The sequence below is a fragment of the Nostoc sp. genome (genome assembly GCF_054880495.1).
In genome coordinates this window covers 1-15,573 of the sequence record NZ_JBTYKD010000122.1, presented here as the reverse complement: position 1 = coordinate 15,573, position 15,573 = coordinate 1, and the positions used below count along the sequence as shown (strand labels likewise).

The window sequence follows — 15,573 nt, the reverse complement described above, 5'->3', positions numbered from 1 at the left end:
AGGCTCATCACCAGCGCCTCTGCTCTACGTGCTGGTGCAAGGGTCAAATCTGAGAATAGGTTTAGCTGATTTGGTTCCAAGGGTATTACGGGGAGCGTGCCGACTAGCTGATTATCCGCCAGAACTGACAATTAAGAGCATTTGCTTTTGGTGTCGCCAGAATAACGAAAGTGGTAGAGATAAGCTTTCACAACGCGATCATCAGAAGGCTGTCAAAGAATTATGGTCTTTGATATTCAATCCGCACTTGCTTAACGTCAAGCTCAGATTCTAAAAACACGAGTTTTTCTACTGGCTGTAATCCCAAATTTTCAACCTGTTTGAGTTCCGAGTCTGATAATGCCCAAGGTGGACCAGAGGCAATACGGTTCGGTTAAGCCCAAAAAATAAAAATGTGTAGGTTGGGTTGAGGAACGAAACCCAAAAGTTGTAGGGTTTGTTGGGTTTCACTTCGTTCAACCCAACCTACAAATATTCTTAACCGAACCGTATTGGGGGTGAGCCAGTTTTTCTGTATCGCTGTGGTGGTAGAACAATGCCACCGCCCCAGGGCTACTACTGGCGGGTGGTAGACGAACACCCATCAATGAAGATTTATCAACTAGAAGTTAGGGATGGGGAGTGATGGGGCGATCGCATTTTCACGGAAATAACTGTTGAAGTGCGCCGTTCTTAGAGGAAAAAAAGCGATACCTGCGGTGTGCTATTCGGCGTCGCTCCTCAGAATTTACCAACCGTTTGGAGACAGTATTAGGTAAAGTGGCAGTAATTTGATTGTGTTTATCCTTCATTCAAGCAAGTATTGCGATCGCCCCTCATCAAGCGAGGAAAAGTAGAGTGTGCGTAGGCGTAGCCCACTGTTAGGCATCAGTTTTATCAAGTACATAAGTTGGCAATAAAAAAGTCTGAGTTATCAGATCAGACTTAATTCGCTATGTTCTTAATTCAACTTCCGAAGAAGTTTAAAGTCGTAATTGACGATAGGCTTATCCAGATTCCTACAGTTTCCATTAATTCAACTTCCGAAGAAGTTTAAAGCACTAGTTTGGAAGGAAATAATGTAGCTTTCGTTGCTAAGTTTCCATTAATTCAACTTCCGAAGAAGTTTAAAGTTTGTATGAACAAAATGAAGATTACCGGGATAGTAGTTTCCATTAATTCAACTTCCGAAGAAGTTTAAAGCCTAAGTCTCAGACCATTGACCCCAATGGTTGGGGTGATGTTTCCATTAATTCAACTTCCGAAGAAGTTTAAAGTCCTATTCCAAAGCTAATGCTGCCCAACAGCAGCAAATGTTTCCATTAATTCAACTTCCGAAGAAGTTTAAAGCAATTGGCGTCTCAACGATGCCTGGCTTTAATCCTGCAAGTTTCCATTAATTCAACTTCCGAAGAAGTTTAAAGAATTTTGTTGCAGAATCAGGCAATGCTGCTCTCCTGTTTCCATTAATTCAACTTCCGAAGAAGTTTAAAGAGTTAACGTGGATAAGGCCTTAATTCATGGACTTAAGTTTCCATTAATTCAACTTCCGAAGAAGTTTAAAGACCACAGCCAACGGTTTATGTAACTCTTCCCCCCAGTTTCCATTAATTCAACTTCCGAAGAAGTTTAAAGACAAAATACGTTCCAATCTATGCGAACTTCTTAGAGTTTCCATTAATTCAACTTCCGAAGAAGTTTAAAGAAGTATCCTTATAATGCTCAGGCTATAAGACTCCATGTTTCCATTAATTCAACTTCCGAAGAAGTTTAAAGAAATTTCCTCGGCCTTTTTGGCCAAGCTAAGGTCAGTTTCCATTAATTCAACTTCCGAAGAAGTTTAAAGCCTTAAGTGGAGCTATATTCGTTAGCTCATTACTGTTTCCATTAATTCAACTTCCGAAGAAGTTTAAAGACAAATGTTTACCGCTCTAATTCCTGACTAAAACAGCTCGGTTTCCATTAATTCAACTTCCGAAGAAGTTTAAAGGGCTAGGCTCTGAAAACCTTACCTAGAGGTAATCCTACAGCAGATTTTCGGGGCTTGTCAAATTTGGTCAAAATGAACGCCCTAAACAGAGAATAAATTTGGAAAAACACAGTCTGAAACCCTTACTGGATAAGACTGCCGGGGCTGCCAACGAAAGAATCAGGGTTTCAGGCTTTGTGCTTCAGCCCCGAAACAATTAATTTTTACTTATCCCAAATCATAGGACGATACACCTCAACCTCACCTATTTGTCACCATTACTACCGCGATCGCTAGTTCTACTCTACCAGCCCACAGCCCTCAGAACCTATTGCAAGCATCACGAGATGCTCGATTACAAAATCTCGTTGCTCCCATTGCGCTCAATGCCGTGCGCGTCGGTCAACCGGAGTGTCCCACCAAAACGTGATGTTGACAAAGCCAAGAGGGTTTCAAGCCCCGCCCCTTGTGGGCGATTAACATTTTTGGGGGAAGGTTCAAGCCCCACCCACAAGGGGTGGCTCCTCTCCTGCCTCCTGCCTCCTGCCTCCTTGACTGCTGTCTTCATCTCATAGCGATAATGCAAATCCTGATAGCTGGCTATGTAATCCTTGCAGGCGTGAATCCCTTTCCACCGCTTGTTACTTCTGCAAGTTTCCCCCACATACAAAATCAGGTCAGCCGCAGAGTCAACGATGAAGTACAAACACGCATCGCCGGCGCTATCTGCTGGCATCCTCCAAAACGAGAGCGATCGCACTGACAACTGCAACGGATCAATCCGATCTGGGTCGTAGTGGTTGGGTGCAAGGTCAAACAGTGTCACCTGCTCAGGTGTTTTGTTCTCTCTCACCTTCTGCTGATATTCCAAAATTTGTGCTTTCCACTTCAGCAGGGCATCAAGTGATGAAGTATGTACGTCATCATCCGACCAACGAAGAACTTTCCCTTGCATACTACCAAGCTAAAAATGAGGGAAAACTGAAGCCAGCTAAACTGTTAGTGGGTGGAGATTTTTATTTTAGAAATTCTGATTTTGTAGGTAGCAAGTATCTAGCACCAGGAATTACCCTTGAAGCCGAAGTATACGATAATACAATTGGTCATGTTTGGTTTTCACCAATTGAATGCGAATTTGTTTTTATAGATGAACTGGAATTTATTTAAGATTTGCTCGATACTACTTACACCAGACATAGACTTTCTGGAGCGGTCGCCCTGAATTCAAGCGAACGCGAGTAGTGTCCGCACCAGAGTAAAAATTACGAGCGATCGCTATCACCTCAAAGTAAAAAAATGTTGCTAGAATATCTGTAAACCACTAATAGACAATTTATGGCTGGCAGAAAGAAGCTTGACCGTACCAATATTCATGCTAGGGTAGACCCTAAAACAGCAGATAAACTAAAAGAAATAGCTCAAAAACTAGGTTATATATATGATGGCGAAGGCTCCACGGGTCAATTGCTAGATGCGATCGCAACAGAAAAGATTATTTTGATTCATAAGGATCGAAAACTTGTTCATAGTACCAGAAAATATCTCTATTTAGCAGAAGTTATATTTCCCGATGAGACTTTCATAAAGATTGGTATTACAGGGCTTCCTATAAACAAAAGGTTTCCTGGTAAAAAGTATCAAGTCAACGTAATACATCAAGTTGAAGATTTACTTACTTATGTTCTTCAAAAGGAGGAATTCATCTTAACTCAATTTGCACAGTTCTCTTACCGACCAATTAACGACTTTGATGGTCGGACTGAATGTTTCACAAGTGAAGTTCCTATTACCGAAATCATAGAAATCATGAATCAATCTCATCCAATTTATGGTTAACGTTTATTCAAAAACGGTTTACGTATTTCGATAAATAGGCGATAATTATAAGTATGAGAGTAATAAAAACTACACTCTCCTCAGGAGGTGAAATAAATGACTCAATCTAAAGATGGCAACGGGCATCAGGAAGAATACGATCCTGAAGTCGAGTTTAGATACTTGGATGCTGATGTCTGGGTTAAGACAGATGCTGAAGGGAATCAAGACGTTGCTTATACGCAAGATGTGCTGGAAGCTTTGGAAGAAGATGAAGAATCGGATTCCGAAGATGACTAGCTTCTAGTTTAGTATCTGCCTCTAGCTTGTACCTGGGGGCTTTCTTCATCATCTCTTCTACTTGGAGTATAGCTTATGTCAACAACAAGCATTGTTCATCCTCTTCACTTCCAAATTATTCGTAGAGAGGGTACGACTTGGTATTTCAAAAACGGAGGTGTTTTTTATAACCGTACTGGTGAACCCATTCCTAAAAGCGATCGAGAAAGATTATTTGGGATAACTAAGAACAAGATTGTAATAGAACTGTTTCGCATCAATGGCGGCAAGCCTGGTTATTACCTTGTTAATCTTCAAGATAAAAAGTATTACTACTGTGGTGATGAATGGGAAGATGTTAAGACTAAATTACAGGAATTAGGAATTGGTAGAGATGAGCCGAGTTACTCTTGAATGAAAAAATTTTGTGGTGGCGATTGCTCAATTTATATTTATAGCGATCGCTCTGTTTCCTCTAAGAAAAAGCTGCCAACAGTTCTGCTATTTTCGCCTTGAGTTCTGCCATCGCCTCTTGTAAAGTTTCACTTGGTTCTGTATCTACTAGATGAGCGTCCCCCACATCAGCACTTGACCATAGATAGCTATGTTGCCCTATCGTTAAACATCCCTGCCATTTGTCTTCATAAGTATCAAGTGTGATAAAAAACCGCCGTGGCATTATTAGTTCTTCGGAGTTAACAACTAATTGTCCCCAGACAGAAAAGCCGAAATACTCATCATTTTTTTCATTATTGTATTCCCAATCAGTCAAGTTGGGAAAAGCAGCTTGAACTTGCTCTAAAACTTGTTGTATTTCCGGTTCTGTTAATAGCATTGTCCTCATCCTCTAAGAATTTATTTTTTAGCTTTCGCCCTCTTAATAAAACCGATTATTTCCTCTAAACTAACCCCTTCATTTTGCATAGATTGGATAAGTGCGATCGCTCCTAATGGCACACAACCAACGCTCCTTCCCTTCCACTCCCCGTCTATCTTTTCCTCCCAGTTAAAACCCCACCTCCAATGAGTAGGATTATCAGGCTTGCGGTTGCCAATTACACGGGGGTAGCTAGCAATAGTTCCACTTTTCAACTTCTTATTCTCAATATATTTGTACAAGCATCCTTTGCGCTGTCTACCTTTCGGCTTTTGCACGGCTTCCGGTTGCGGCTCTGTTTCCTCTAAGAAATTTTCGGGTATCCATCCACACACCCCACAACCATCATTAAGTTTTAGCAATGGTGATTTACAACTGGCGCAATGTACATTTTGAATTTGCTGTGTACACTGCATATTTGTGCATTTATCACAGGTATAATTCCTATCAACTGCCTTTAAACACTTTGTGCAAAGTTGGGGGTGATTGTCCTCTAAGAATTTATCAATTAGGTCATGGGGTGCGATCGCTAACCCAATAATCTGCTGATCATCTCGTTTCCAATTATAAGTTAGTAGATCAGATGAATCTAACCAGTTAACTGTAAACCCAAAGCCTAAGTTATCTATGACTTTTCCAAGGGTTTGAGACTGATTAATAATGTAAGTTTCTGGTTGAATATTAGCCCTGGTAACTGGCGGCGGGTTCTCTACATAATGAGTTGAGATAGACGATTCTGTTAAGGGCGATCGCTGCGACTCTAGGATCGAGAAGATTTCCTGCTGCCTGCCGCATTCTTCTAATAGTTCCGTCGCGGCTCGGCACTCCGAGGGGTCTAACCAGGAGTCCGGGATTTCGTACCACTGACAAAGGATAGCCGGGTTTAATACCTCGCATGAGTTTATTAAACCTAACCTCTTCAGTTCTGCCTCTTGCTTGGTCTGTCCAGGGGGTCGCCCTTTCCCACTGAGGCTTAAGGCTCCGGGCGATCGCAACCAGCAATACTCGCTCTCTAATGTAGGGGCTGGCAAAGTGGCCGCTTCCGATAGTAATCCATTCCGCATCGTACCCGAATTGGTCAAGGGTTCTGACCACGCCTCTGAAATATGAGCCTGTGGGCTGTCCTGGGTAATCGGGGCAGGTAATGAGTCCTGGGACATTTTCAATGGCTGCAAACCTTGGCTGTAATTCTCCAATGGTTCCGAGGACGGCGGGGAAGCAATCACGCTCGTCTGCGCCTCCAAGTCGTTGGCCTTCTGTGGAGAATGGCGGGCAGGGTGGGGAAGCTGTAATAATGTCGAGTCTTCCTGGGTGCATATAATACCCAATTCTGCGTTCTGCAAGTCTTGGTATATCTCGCACGTTTCCGTAGTTGTGTATGTTGGGATATCGCAATTTGAGGATACTTGAACAGTATTCGTCAATTTCTGAGACTGCTGCAAGTTTAAATCCGAGTTGCAAACCTGCAACGCAAAAACCGGCTCCAACTCCTGAGCAGAGGTCAAGTTGTATGAGTTGCATTCTGTCGCCTCCTTTTCCTCTAAGAATTCTTGATAACCGTAAGCCTGTATTTGCTTTGGGGTATATTCGCCCAAATGCCCATTATTTTCCCAAGTAATACCGATTTTCTTGTCTGCGCTCGTCACCAATCCGCGTTGATTAGCTGGGGTAATAATGCGATCGCCTACAACCCATTTCTTAGAGGAAATTTTATTCATCTTGTTTACCTACTAAGTAAGCTTTATTCATTGCTCCCCACTGTTCAGGGCTAATGGCCTCTACTTCAGCCTTACGCTGCTGCACCTCTCGTTCATCATTTGAAGTGCGATTTGTAACTGCAAGGCTATGAGACTGAGCGATCGCACCAGTTGCAATATCAAGTTGTTTTTTATACTTCTCAAATTGCTTTTCTGTAACCTGCTTCCAGTCAGCGCGCGAAATCGCATCCAGTTTTTTGCACAGAAATAAATCAAAGCGAGTATCAAGTACTCCGTAGTCCCTCAAATTATGTCTGTCAAATTTATTGCATCCTTGACAAACCGGAATGCGATCGCGGTTAGGGTCGTAGTCTGAAATGATTAATTTGACTAGATGACCCTGGATTTGTCCTGTATCTTGGCAGCAAAAGCAATTCCATCTCGGCTGCCAAATTTCCTTATCCTTCTCTTCATTTGGGAGAATTGGCGATCGCTCAAAGGTTGGGAGATTCTCAGTCATGATTCACCTCTCAACCAGCTAAACTGTTTAGTTTCGTTGCACCACCGAATAAAGTCCTGCTTTTCCTTATCAGTGGCAAATTCGAGCGGGTTAGCCGTCTCCTCGATGATGGCCAACCAATCAGAGGTGCGCGGGTCTGTTTCCCATTTGTGATTTTGCGCCGGGGACACTTTACCCGTGGACTTGTACCACTGATTACGCAGCTCGTCAAAGTTCTTCTCAATCCATTTAAGGGGAAGTTCAGGTGCTTTGGGTAACTGGGCTGCTTTCTTCTTACCAAATTCAATAAAATTCTCTCTCTCGCCTTCTGAGAGAGAGTTGTTAAAAAACTGATAAGAATCTGTTAATAAATCTGGGGAATCGCTGAAAGATTCATTAATCATTGGTTCTGGCGATTTTGTTTCCGCAATCGTGGAATCCCATTCCGTGTTTGTGGACTCAGTTTCCGCAATCGTGGAATCCCATTCCGTGTTTGTGGACTCAGTTTCCGCAATCGTGGAATCCATTCCGCATTCGCGGAAAGTAGAGCTTATTGACACTAAAATTCCCTGTGGTGCTTCCCAATTAATCGAACCCTCGGAACGCAGCCGACTAATAGCGTTATAGAATGCTGATTTATGGATGCCTAATTCTTTACAAACTTTTTGATGTTCAAGACGGATTTTCCAACCGGGGCGACATTTAATTAGGATGTAAAAATGTACAAGTCCTTTTGCTGTTAAATCGTGTCCCTGATATTTAGCGATCGCATCGCTTAATGTCATTCGATAATGTTGCTCTGTCATGACTGCACCTCAGTCACAGCCAATAGATACAAAAATCTATCTGGCAATACTTGAGAAAAACACAGGATTGTCATATCATTGTCACAAGTTTATAAATCGCTCTGATAAGCTGTATGCTTATCGGGGCTGTTTTATTTGGAGTAGAATTGTTGTAATCTGATCAACTAAACTAAATTGATCGATTTATCTAGTAGATAAATTATATTATAGATTGTATCTAATAGATACAATACTAGGGAATATTCATGCAAATTTACCAGCTATTTAAGCAGACGATGGATAAATACGGCATTCAGGGGAGAGAACTAGCCGCCCTAGCTGGGATATCTCAAAATCACCTAAGCCAATTTCGCTCTGGGCATAAATGGGTAAGTCCAGAGGTATTCTCGGCGCTGCTGAAGGGCATGGATCAGCTTGCCCCTGGCTCTAGAAAATATTTTTGTCAGCTATTGGCTGAGGAACCATTAGCGGAAAGGGACACGAGTAAAAAGCTTGCCGAAATGATTGAGGCTGCTGATGATGATGAAATGGAAGCAGCATTATTAGCAATTGGTCGCAAGTGGAAGAGAACACGCCAAAATCCGGCTATTTCAGGTAATTACAGCACGAACTTTGACTCGGCGATCGCGGTATAAGAAGTATCATTGATAGCTATCAACTATCAGGCTGTATCTATTTATGCTGGAAGGAATTAAATTTGTGGGGCTGGATGAGGTTAAGAGACTGCTAGATGGGTTGTCACAAGAAGAAAAAGAAGCTCTGCTTACAGAGCAGATGAAAAAGCTGTCAGCCGAGTCAAAAGCACGAGTTTTAGGTTTAGCTGAATCAGGGCTAACAGTAATTACAGGTTCATTTGTCAGTCTCAACTCTGATGTATCAATTAACATTCAAAATGCTAGCGGTTTTGACGCAGAGACAGTTTTTAAAGCGTTGGTAGAATTTCGCCGCTCAGAAAAAGAATCTAAATAGGTGCAAAAAGAATTTGCCTGTGAGATTCTTAGAGGATAGGAGCGATCGCTTTTGTTGAGGAGCGATCGCTATTATTCTTAGAGGATAGCCAGTAACTCCTTAGCCAAATCTGAAGCCGAATTGATACCTTGTAAAGTCTTGCGTTTACCCTTCAATACAAGCTCAATTCGTTACTGTTTTTAAAGTAATAGATCATGATTGCTTACGCAAAAAGAAGAAATATTGTTGCTACGCAGTTTTTTTATTGACTCCCTCCTTCTCCTTCGGAGACGCTACGCGAACGTCGGTTGATGTCCCCCTCCGCCCCAAGGGGAACGCTCATCGCCGCAGGGCTACCCCAGCTTTTCCATTATGGCTACGGGCATCAAGGGTAAAATGCACGCGGCTTGAGGTTGCTTTGCATTTTATATTGGCTCCACTTCGTTCCGCATTTCCGCGCCCTTGACCCCCTCCGCTTAAAAAAGGGGGCTGGGGGTTTCCCGGTCATGTCCTTTCGTTGGGGGTTTCGGTTATGTCTGCTCTCGTTCGTCGGTCGTTTGTCGGTTGTCCTGCTCCAGTTGCAGCTGAGGTGGTTTCTGTTGCTCGGTCGTTTGGCGTTGGTCTTGCGGCGGTTCGGCCTTCTGGTCGTTCGTTCTCTGGTTGGGTTTGTGTTTGTTCGTTCGCTTCTGAGGTGGCGGCGTTGCGGTTTGCGGCGTTGGCGGGTGTTGAGTTCTTCGGCGCTGACAACACTTACTTTGCAGTTCGTTCTACTGGGCGGCGTTGGCGGGTGTCGGTTCCGGTCGTTGTGTCGTCGGTGGTGGCGGTGCGTCCGGTTGGGCGGCCTCGGTTGGGTCGGTTTCGGTTAGTTGTTGCCGGTTAGTCGTTGGGCCTTCGGGCCCTTTTTTTGGAGTAATGAAAGCGATCGCCCAAGTTTCCAAGAGAACTGAAGCAAGGCAACAGTTCAGCGATCGCAGTACTCAAGGAAGTTAGAACGCTAATCATTTACTCAAAATAAAAACACCATGCTACTGCTCGTTTCACTCGTGGGCTGGTCGCTTGAATATCACGCCCGTTGTTATTGAGAGTCCCTGCATGGGTGGCCGAGTTTATGAATTAAGCTGTTGCTTCGCTTTTCTATTACCCCTCCGTGTCCGCTTCGCTCCCACCGAGGGAGTGCTACGCAAAGACCAAAAAAGGTATTTTATCATTTCCGCTTCGCTCCAATGATATACCTTTTTCTTGGGGTCTTTGCTCCGCAATGGCACAGACTCCACTTCGTTTCGTCCGTGCAGGAGGAAAAAGAAAGAGAAAAAAGAAGGGGTAAGGGTATCTCCGGGTGGTTGGTGGCGGTGTGCCATTGGTGGCCAGTCCCCGGTGGTGGCAGCAACGGCTTAGGCTCAACAATCTCGACTTATGGCTTATGCCTGCGATCAAAGGCTTTAGGGCTGCTGTGGTCTGCCACCTATTAGGTTGGTTGCCGCCGCCAGAGTGTCTTAAAATCCTGTGAACTCTAGCTTTAGCCGGCATCTGTCGCGGGTCAGTCGCCGGTGGTTGGTTTCACTCGCTCCCTGTCGTCTCCCCCGCGTCCCGCGATCGCTGGTTCATTGCCTCCGGGCTTCCGTCGTTTAACCTTCCACTCTTATATTGTAGCTTGTTTAAGCTATATAAACAATAGCTCTTTTTAGCTATAATATAAAGCTTTGATAAAGTTTTTTGGTGAGTCAAATAGCGGGCGTGGCTCCGTTCCTTCCGTTGCGTTCCGGGCGTTGGTGGCTGTGGGTGGCCAAGGCCTCGCGCTTCATTGACAGGCCTTGCCGCCACCCACAGCCCTTCACTTCACTCCAGTCACTCCGCAAAGAGGCTTAATTGCTCGGTTTTCGGTTCATCTTGTAGCCATTGAGGAAGCCAGCTTTTATCCCCAGATTTGGTTTGAAACTGTGGAAATAAATATATCTGCACCCCGCGATATTTAGCATAGGCAATTGTTAACCACGTCCCCGACCCACCGCCGTTGGGGCTTTTACAAGGCTTGCACCCCTCTGGGCAAAGCTTATTAGGGAAGGCATACAGCCAGCTATCTGGCAGGGGGGCAATGGCATCAATCATTCTCTTGCTACGTTCTGCAAAGTGCCAGCGTTGGTTTCCTGCTACTTCATACACGGTCAGGGTTTTGTTGTAGCAAGCAGCAGCCCGTCTAACGAAATCATCCAGCCCCGCAGCGTCCCCTACGTGCCAGTCTGCGGCGTGGTTAGAGATGAAATAAGCAAAATCCTTATATATCAAGCCTTCCTGCTCTTTAGTTAGTTTGCGTGGCCCTGTAAAAGCTATCTGCATTTTCTTATCCTAATCTTTATATAATTATACCTTAAAAAAGCTTGTTATATAGCTAAAAATAGCTATAATAGAGATATGAAAAAAACCGAGGCGGCAACCTCGGCATCGATTAAATAACTAAAGGTATTCTACAATGCAAGACTTTGACTTCATTCTCAAGCACTGCGATCGCACCATCAAGCTTTACGAAAAGGTGGAAAAAGATTTAATTGATAGCAACCTCTCTCCCAACGGTGCTAGATGGGTACAAGAGGAAGTCCAAAGAATTAAATATTTAATCCAAGGCTACCAAGAAGCCGAAGCCGAAGAGATGGCAAAGCATTTTAATCAATAAAAGTTTAGGGGGTGAAATACCCCCATCTCCTCAAAAAGTAATTCATCTCTACAACAAACATTACTCTTTTGCATCCCATGAACGCCACACAAAGATTCTCAGCCAAAGCCCACACACGCCCCAATTACAATTACTCGAATTTTCACAAATCTTTATTGCACGAAAATAATAGCGAAGATTACGCACTGCGGCATATTTATAGCCTTGAGAATACTAAAGCTTTACTACAAATGTGGGGTTGGTCAGCAGAGCAAATAAAAACAGGAATTGATTACGCCACCATTGATGTTTATAAACACTTTGTTTATCTGCACATTCCCAACAAGGTTGAGAAGCGCAAAGAAACTATAAAAATCCGTGGTATTTCTCGATTTATTTCTAAGGTTGATTACGTTGATACTTTAATTAAAAGAACTTGGGAAAAAGCTGACCCTTATAAATTGCAACCGGGGGATAACTGGGACGAATTAATTGCAATGGGCAATACTGGGGATTTTTACGAGGTAAAGCTATATCGATATGAAATCACCTGTACTTGTCATGCCTACAGTGGATTGCAAAAAGCATTTGAGCAGGATGTGGTTGCAACAAAGCATCTGATGTTAAACCCTACCACTCAGGGACAAATACCAGATAAACACATCTTTGCAGCGTGGAAGTATCTAGCAGCAGAAACACAGCGACAGTATGAATATCAATTCACAGAACGCAGAGAAGGATTTTTAAAAGAAACAAAACAATCTTTCTATGAAAAAGACTTTTTAGAGGAAATTCAAGAAGATTGGTAAAACAAATCACAGGCGATCGCTCATATTCTCTTCAAATAGAGCGATCGCTTCCCACTTCATCAATTTCAAAAAGGTATCCGATCAATGCAATTAATTTTTGATTCAGAAACAGAAGCCTTATCTGTAGTAGAACAGCTTTATGGTGTTGAGCGAGTAGGCAAGATTTTAATTGCTGAAAGGATTGATTATGCTGCTTTGGAATTAGCGGTTAAATTAGCTAAGGTAAACTTTCCTACTTTTAGTTTTCCCATTGTTAGCTCTTTAAAATGCCGTCTACCATTCCCCAGTCATGAGCGGGAATGCAGCGATGAAAACACACCAAAAATATATGTAGCTTGCTTATCAGCTTATAACAATGGGCATTTACACGGGCTTTGGATTGATGCAACCCAAGACGCTGATGAAATTCAAGAAGATATTAATTGGATGCTTTCATGGTCGCCTGTGGCACATGATGAAGCTTGCGAAGAATGGGCAATACATGATTATGAAAATTGGCAAGGTATTCAACTTAATGAATGTGAAGATATAGAGCATATTTCAGAGCTAGCAAATTTACTTCAACAACATGGTAAAGCCTTCGGTGTTTATTACCAATATTACGGCAGTGACACCAGTTTAGAAGATTTTCAAGAGAGTTATTTGGGTCAGTTCGAGGATGAAGAAGATTTTGTTTACCAGATGTGGGATGAGTGCGGAACACTGAAAAAGCTAGAAGAGTTAGGCATCAATTCATGTTACATCGACTGGAAAGCCATAGCACGAGATTGGTTTATTAGCGATTTTTACTCTGTTGAGGTTGGCTATAAAGAAACCTACGTTTTTAGCCGTCACTAAATTAATGACAACAATTTGACATTGGTAATCACTGGCTGCCAGCCCACAGCCAGAAGCGACCTAACAGTGCGCTCGTAGAGAAGAGAGGGTAAAACTCTTAATAATTGGAGATGACAGCAATGAAAAAAAGCTCTAAAAAACTACAACAAAAATTGCAAGAAAAGCTGGGGGATTTAATATCAGAAATAGAACAAATCATCAATGAAGAAGATAACGAGGAGCCAAATCAGAGCTTTCTAGATAATCTCGATTTTGCTATTCAATATCTACAAGAAGCTTTAGAAGATTTGGAGTAAGCATCACCTGAGTGTGTAGGCACAGCCCACCGGAGGCAATGCCTACGGCGGTAAACTACGCCTACTTTTCTTTCCTCTAAGAATCTATGCAAACAGCCCACTGTGCATTATCTGTAGCTCTCAAGCAATTTCCAGATGACCCAGAACTGGAGAACGCCAAGAAACATCTAGAAGCAGCAGTTAATCTATCGGGAGAATATCACAAGACTTACTGGAGTATTTTTTGGAAAACTTCAACCGAAAAGACCAAAAAGCGCATCAGAGACAAATGCAACAATCTAGCCTTTGAAACCTATAGCCAAATGATTGATTTAGCAAATTTACTCAATAAATATGTACAAAAACAATCATCACCAGAGCCTAAATACTGGAGGGAACTAATCATTAATCTTAGTTTAGCTTTTGAGTGGATTAATCAAGAACACTCACGAGAAATTAATTCCAGGCAATTATCAATAAATTTTGATAGGTCTCAAAGCGATTAACATCCCGACCTGGATAAGTCGTTAAACTGTCTAACTTTTAAAACTGCCGCCCCTGAGCCACCAGATAGTGGCAGCTTATCCCTAAATCAACATGAGGTAAATCAAATGTACAACATTACCGCAGATATTGACTGTTAGATAGCAGTGAGACTGCACATCAACCTTCGAGACTATCAATCTTAAAAAATGACCTGGGTAACTCGTTAAACTGCCCAGTCCAATATTCAAAACCAATTGGATTGTAACTATGAATCTCAACGAATATCCTCAAGTAATTGCAAAACTACAAGCCGAAGTATTTGGACTAGACCTGACCATTGAGCAGACCCATACCACCATTAAACAAATTGAGGCTGATATTGACTCTCAAGTTGCCTTTGACGCTACACTTCGCAATGATTCACAACGAAAGGCCAAGCGCCAAGAACTCTTAGACGAACACTCCTACTACTGGGAACATCAAGAGATTTTGAGCCAATACCGCAGCAAGCGAGAGCAACTCTTTATTGAACTTTGCCTAAAACGCAATGAGTTCTCAGTACTGAAGCTGGAGAAACGAGAAGCGATCGCTCGCCTGGAACTACAAGCCAATAGTTAAACTTGACCTCTGGCTTATCTTAAAACGTAAGGTGGGCGATGGCGAAGCGCCCATCAAAAGCAATCACCAAGTAACAGGGGGAAAGTAATCTGCTTTCTTCAAGAAATATATAAGGGCATTCAACTATGACACCAGAGCAAATTCAAATTTTGCTGCAAATTCAGCAGCGGCAAATGCTAGCCCAAGAGCGGATAGCTAATTCTTTGGAGAAAATCACAGTAACTTTGGAGCAGCTAGCCCCCAAAACTGCACCAAATTATCAATATCCCTTAGAGTCATTCAAAACTTTTGATTGGTCAACTGTTGGCGCAACGGTGGAAAAGTCAGACCAGCACGGGCCAGCTGTTGTTAGTTGGGGTGGTCAACAGTTTATTAGACGATCACCGGCGAATAAGTACGACCCAGCTATTTGGTTTAGTCGTTGCACTGGGAAAGCTGAGGATGGCAAATCAAATACCTACGAGCGACTGATTACTTTTAAGCCCCTTTCAAAAACCGAGATTGATCCACTACCGGAGAAAGTTCGGGCTTTAGCACAGTTGGACTAAGATCGCTTGCTCAAAGGAAAGTAGGGTACATTCCTACACCCTACTTTCTGCCAAAACTTTTTTCGAGCTACTTCAATGCAACAGCTAACTTTATTTGACCTTAACGACAATCCACCACCTGTGGAGTATATACCCAACTTTCTTACCAAAGCCGAATCTGACCAACTTTTCAACCACTGCTTAACTCTTAGTTGGCAGCAAAACAATATCACTCTAATGGGTAAGACTATGCCCGTACCCCATCTGGAATGCATCTATGGTGATGCAGGATGTGATTATCTTTACTCAAAATCGGTTTTATTAAAACCCTTAGCCTGGACAGTTCCCCTACAAGAGATGCGATCGCAAATCGAGATAGCAACAGGCTATCGGTACAACCTGGTTATCTGCAACCGCTACCGCACTGGGTTAGACTCAATCGGTTGGCACGCTGACAACGAGCCGAGTATGGGAGTATCACCAGCGATCGCTTCGGTAACTCTCG

Annotated in this window: 25 protein-coding genes and 1 CRISPR repeat array; of the genes, 17 read left to right on the top strand and 8 right to left on the bottom strand. The window is 42.9% G+C overall.

All coding sequences use genetic code 11. The features are described from left to right. Positions 1-274: hypothetical protein (locus ACYTXL_RS13510; protein WP_461925201.1), on the top strand; the 274-nt coding region annotated here is incomplete at its 5' end. Positions 275-933: 659 nt separating this feature from the next. Beyond that, positions 934-1,969: a CRISPR direct-repeat array (repeat unit 35 nt; unit sequence GTTTCCATTAATTCAACTTCCGAAGAAGTTTAAAG). A 334-nt stretch (positions 1,970-2,303) separates the two neighbouring features. Here the strand turns inward: ACYTXL_RS13510 and ACYTXL_RS13505 are convergent. Further along, positions 2,304-2,801: a hypothetical protein gene (locus ACYTXL_RS13505; protein WP_461925200.1), complete on the bottom strand. Its 498-nt coding sequence runs from the start codon at positions 2,799-2,801 to the stop codon at positions 2,304-2,306. Between the two features lie 23 nt (positions 2,802-2,824). On the opposite strand from ACYTXL_RS13505, the gene ACYTXL_RS13500 reads away from it, so the two are divergent. The 4 genes from ACYTXL_RS13500 (at position 2,825) to ACYTXL_RS13485 (ending at position 4,456) form a co-directional block, all read left to right on the top strand. Then, a complete protein-coding gene (locus ACYTXL_RS13500) occupies positions 2,825-3,115 on the top strand; it encodes a hypothetical protein (RefSeq protein WP_461925199.1) in 291 nt (96 codons plus the stop codon). A 168-nt stretch (positions 3,116-3,283) separates the two neighbouring features. After that, positions 3,284-3,784, top strand: coding sequence for a hypothetical protein (locus ACYTXL_RS13495; RefSeq protein ID WP_461925198.1), 501 nt, complete (start codon positions 3,284-3,286; stop codon positions 3,782-3,784). 96 nt (positions 3,785-3,880) lie between these two features. After that, positions 3,881-4,063, top strand: a complete 183-nt coding sequence (locus ACYTXL_RS13490; RefSeq protein ID WP_461925197.1) for a hypothetical protein — start codon at positions 3,881-3,883, stop codon at positions 4,061-4,063. Positions 4,064-4,138: 75 nt separating this feature from the next. Then, positions 4,139-4,456, top strand: a complete 318-nt coding sequence (locus ACYTXL_RS13485; RefSeq protein ID WP_461925196.1) for a hypothetical protein — start codon at positions 4,139-4,141, stop codon at positions 4,454-4,456. Between the two features lie 61 nt (positions 4,457-4,517). Here the strand turns inward: ACYTXL_RS13485 and ACYTXL_RS13480 are convergent, their stop codons facing one another. The 5 genes from ACYTXL_RS13480 to ACYTXL_RS13460 all read right to left on the bottom strand — a co-directional run bounded on the left by ACYTXL_RS13480 (position 4,518) and on the right by ACYTXL_RS13460 (position 7,921). Then, entirely contained in the window at positions 4,518-4,877 is a 360-nt protein-coding gene (locus ACYTXL_RS13480; RefSeq protein ID WP_461925195.1) for a hypothetical protein, read from the bottom strand. Positions 4,878-4,897: 20 nt separating this feature from the next. Continuing rightward, positions 4,898-5,281: a hypothetical protein gene (locus ACYTXL_RS13475; protein WP_461925194.1), complete on the bottom strand. Its 384-nt coding sequence runs from the start codon at positions 5,279-5,281 to the stop codon at positions 4,898-4,900. A gap of 319 nt (positions 5,282-5,600) precedes the next feature. Beyond that, entirely contained in the window at positions 5,601-6,440 is an 840-nt protein-coding gene (locus ACYTXL_RS13470) for a DNA cytosine methyltransferase (RefSeq protein ID WP_461925193.1), read from the bottom strand. Between the two features lie 189 nt (positions 6,441-6,629). Further along, complete coding sequence (locus ACYTXL_RS13465; protein WP_461925192.1) at positions 6,630-7,136, bottom strand: hypothetical protein; 507 nt, start codon at positions 7,134-7,136, stop codon at positions 6,630-6,632. Continuing rightward, positions 7,133-7,921, bottom strand: a complete 789-nt coding sequence (locus ACYTXL_RS13460) for a hypothetical protein (protein WP_461925191.1) — start codon at positions 7,919-7,921, stop codon at positions 7,133-7,135. Before ACYTXL_RS13460 ends, ACYTXL_RS13465 begins: the two co-directional genes overlap by 4 nt. A 245-nt stretch (positions 7,922-8,166) precedes the next feature. Here ACYTXL_RS13460 and ACYTXL_RS13455 point away from each other — a divergent pair, with 245 nt between their 5' ends. Both ACYTXL_RS13455 and ACYTXL_RS13450 read left to right on the top strand, forming a co-directional pair. Then, positions 8,167-8,556, top strand: coding sequence for a helix-turn-helix domain-containing protein (locus ACYTXL_RS13455; RefSeq protein WP_461925190.1), 390 nt, complete (start codon positions 8,167-8,169; stop codon positions 8,554-8,556). Between the two features lie 43 nt (positions 8,557-8,599). Continuing rightward, positions 8,600-8,890 (top strand): hypothetical protein, encoded by a 291-nt coding sequence (locus ACYTXL_RS13450; protein ID WP_461925189.1) that lies wholly within the window; start codon positions 8,600-8,602, stop codon positions 8,888-8,890. Between the two features lie 483 nt (positions 8,891-9,373). Here the strand turns inward: ACYTXL_RS13450 and ACYTXL_RS13445 are convergent, their stop codons facing one another. Next, positions 9,374-9,616 (bottom strand): hypothetical protein, encoded by a 243-nt coding sequence (locus tag ACYTXL_RS13445; RefSeq protein ID WP_461925188.1) that lies wholly within the window; start codon positions 9,614-9,616, stop codon positions 9,374-9,376. A gap of 33 nt (positions 9,617-9,649) precedes the next feature. Here ACYTXL_RS13445 and ACYTXL_RS13440 point away from each other — a divergent pair, with 33 nt between their 5' ends. Both ACYTXL_RS13440 and ACYTXL_RS13435 read left to right on the top strand, forming a co-directional pair. Further along, positions 9,650-9,859 carry a hypothetical protein gene (locus tag ACYTXL_RS13440; protein WP_461925187.1) on the top strand — a complete coding sequence of 70 codons (210 nt, stop codon included), beginning with the start codon at positions 9,650-9,652 and terminating at the stop codon, positions 9,857-9,859. A gap of 296 nt (positions 9,860-10,155) precedes the next feature. Then, positions 10,156-10,338: a hypothetical protein gene (locus ACYTXL_RS13435; protein ID WP_461925186.1), complete on the top strand. Its 183-nt coding sequence runs from the start codon at positions 10,156-10,158 to the stop codon at positions 10,336-10,338. 376 nt (positions 10,339-10,714) lie between these two features. Here the strand turns inward: ACYTXL_RS13435 and ACYTXL_RS13430 are convergent, their stop codons facing one another. Then, on the bottom strand, positions 10,715-11,203 hold the full coding sequence (locus ACYTXL_RS13430) for a hypothetical protein (protein ID WP_461925185.1): 489 nt from the start codon (positions 11,201-11,203) through the stop codon (positions 10,715-10,717). Between the two features lie 133 nt (positions 11,204-11,336). On the opposite strand from ACYTXL_RS13430, the gene ACYTXL_RS13425 reads away from it, so the two are divergent. From ACYTXL_RS13425 to ACYTXL_RS13390, 8 genes are all read left to right on the top strand, one after another. Further along, on the top strand, positions 11,337-11,537 hold the full coding sequence (locus tag ACYTXL_RS13425; RefSeq protein ID WP_461925184.1) for a hypothetical protein: 201 nt from the start codon (positions 11,337-11,339) through the stop codon (positions 11,535-11,537). A 77-nt stretch (positions 11,538-11,614) separates the two neighbouring features. Then, complete coding sequence (locus tag ACYTXL_RS13420; RefSeq protein ID WP_461925183.1) at positions 11,615-12,325, top strand: hypothetical protein; 711 nt, start codon at positions 11,615-11,617, stop codon at positions 12,323-12,325. Positions 12,326-12,409: 84 nt separating this feature from the next. Next, complete coding sequence (locus ACYTXL_RS13415; RefSeq protein WP_461925182.1) at positions 12,410-13,162, top strand: antirestriction protein ArdA; 753 nt, start codon at positions 12,410-12,412, stop codon at positions 13,160-13,162. A 119-nt stretch (positions 13,163-13,281) separates the two neighbouring features. After that, positions 13,282-13,458 carry a hypothetical protein gene (locus tag ACYTXL_RS13410; protein WP_461925181.1) on the top strand — a complete coding sequence of 59 codons (177 nt, stop codon included), beginning with the start codon at positions 13,282-13,284 and terminating at the stop codon, positions 13,456-13,458. 86 nt (positions 13,459-13,544) lie between these two features. Next, positions 13,545-13,943 (top strand): hypothetical protein, encoded by a 399-nt coding sequence (locus ACYTXL_RS13405; RefSeq protein ID WP_461925180.1) that lies wholly within the window; start codon positions 13,545-13,547, stop codon positions 13,941-13,943. 247 nt (positions 13,944-14,190) lie between these two features. Further along, the gene (locus ACYTXL_RS13400; RefSeq protein ID WP_461925179.1) at positions 14,191-14,541 is read left to right on the top strand and encodes a hypothetical protein; all 351 of its coding nucleotides are present in this window, start codon (positions 14,191-14,193) and stop codon (positions 14,539-14,541) included. A 125-nt stretch (positions 14,542-14,666) separates the two neighbouring features. Then, on the top strand, positions 14,667-15,089 hold the full coding sequence (locus ACYTXL_RS13395; RefSeq protein WP_461925178.1) for a single-stranded DNA-binding protein: 423 nt from the start codon (positions 14,667-14,669) through the stop codon (positions 15,087-15,089). Between the two features lie 75 nt (positions 15,090-15,164). Beyond that, a partial coding sequence (locus tag ACYTXL_RS13390) for an alpha-ketoglutarate-dependent dioxygenase AlkB family protein (protein ID WP_461925177.1) occupies positions 15,165-15,573 on the top strand: 409 nt, incomplete at its 3' end.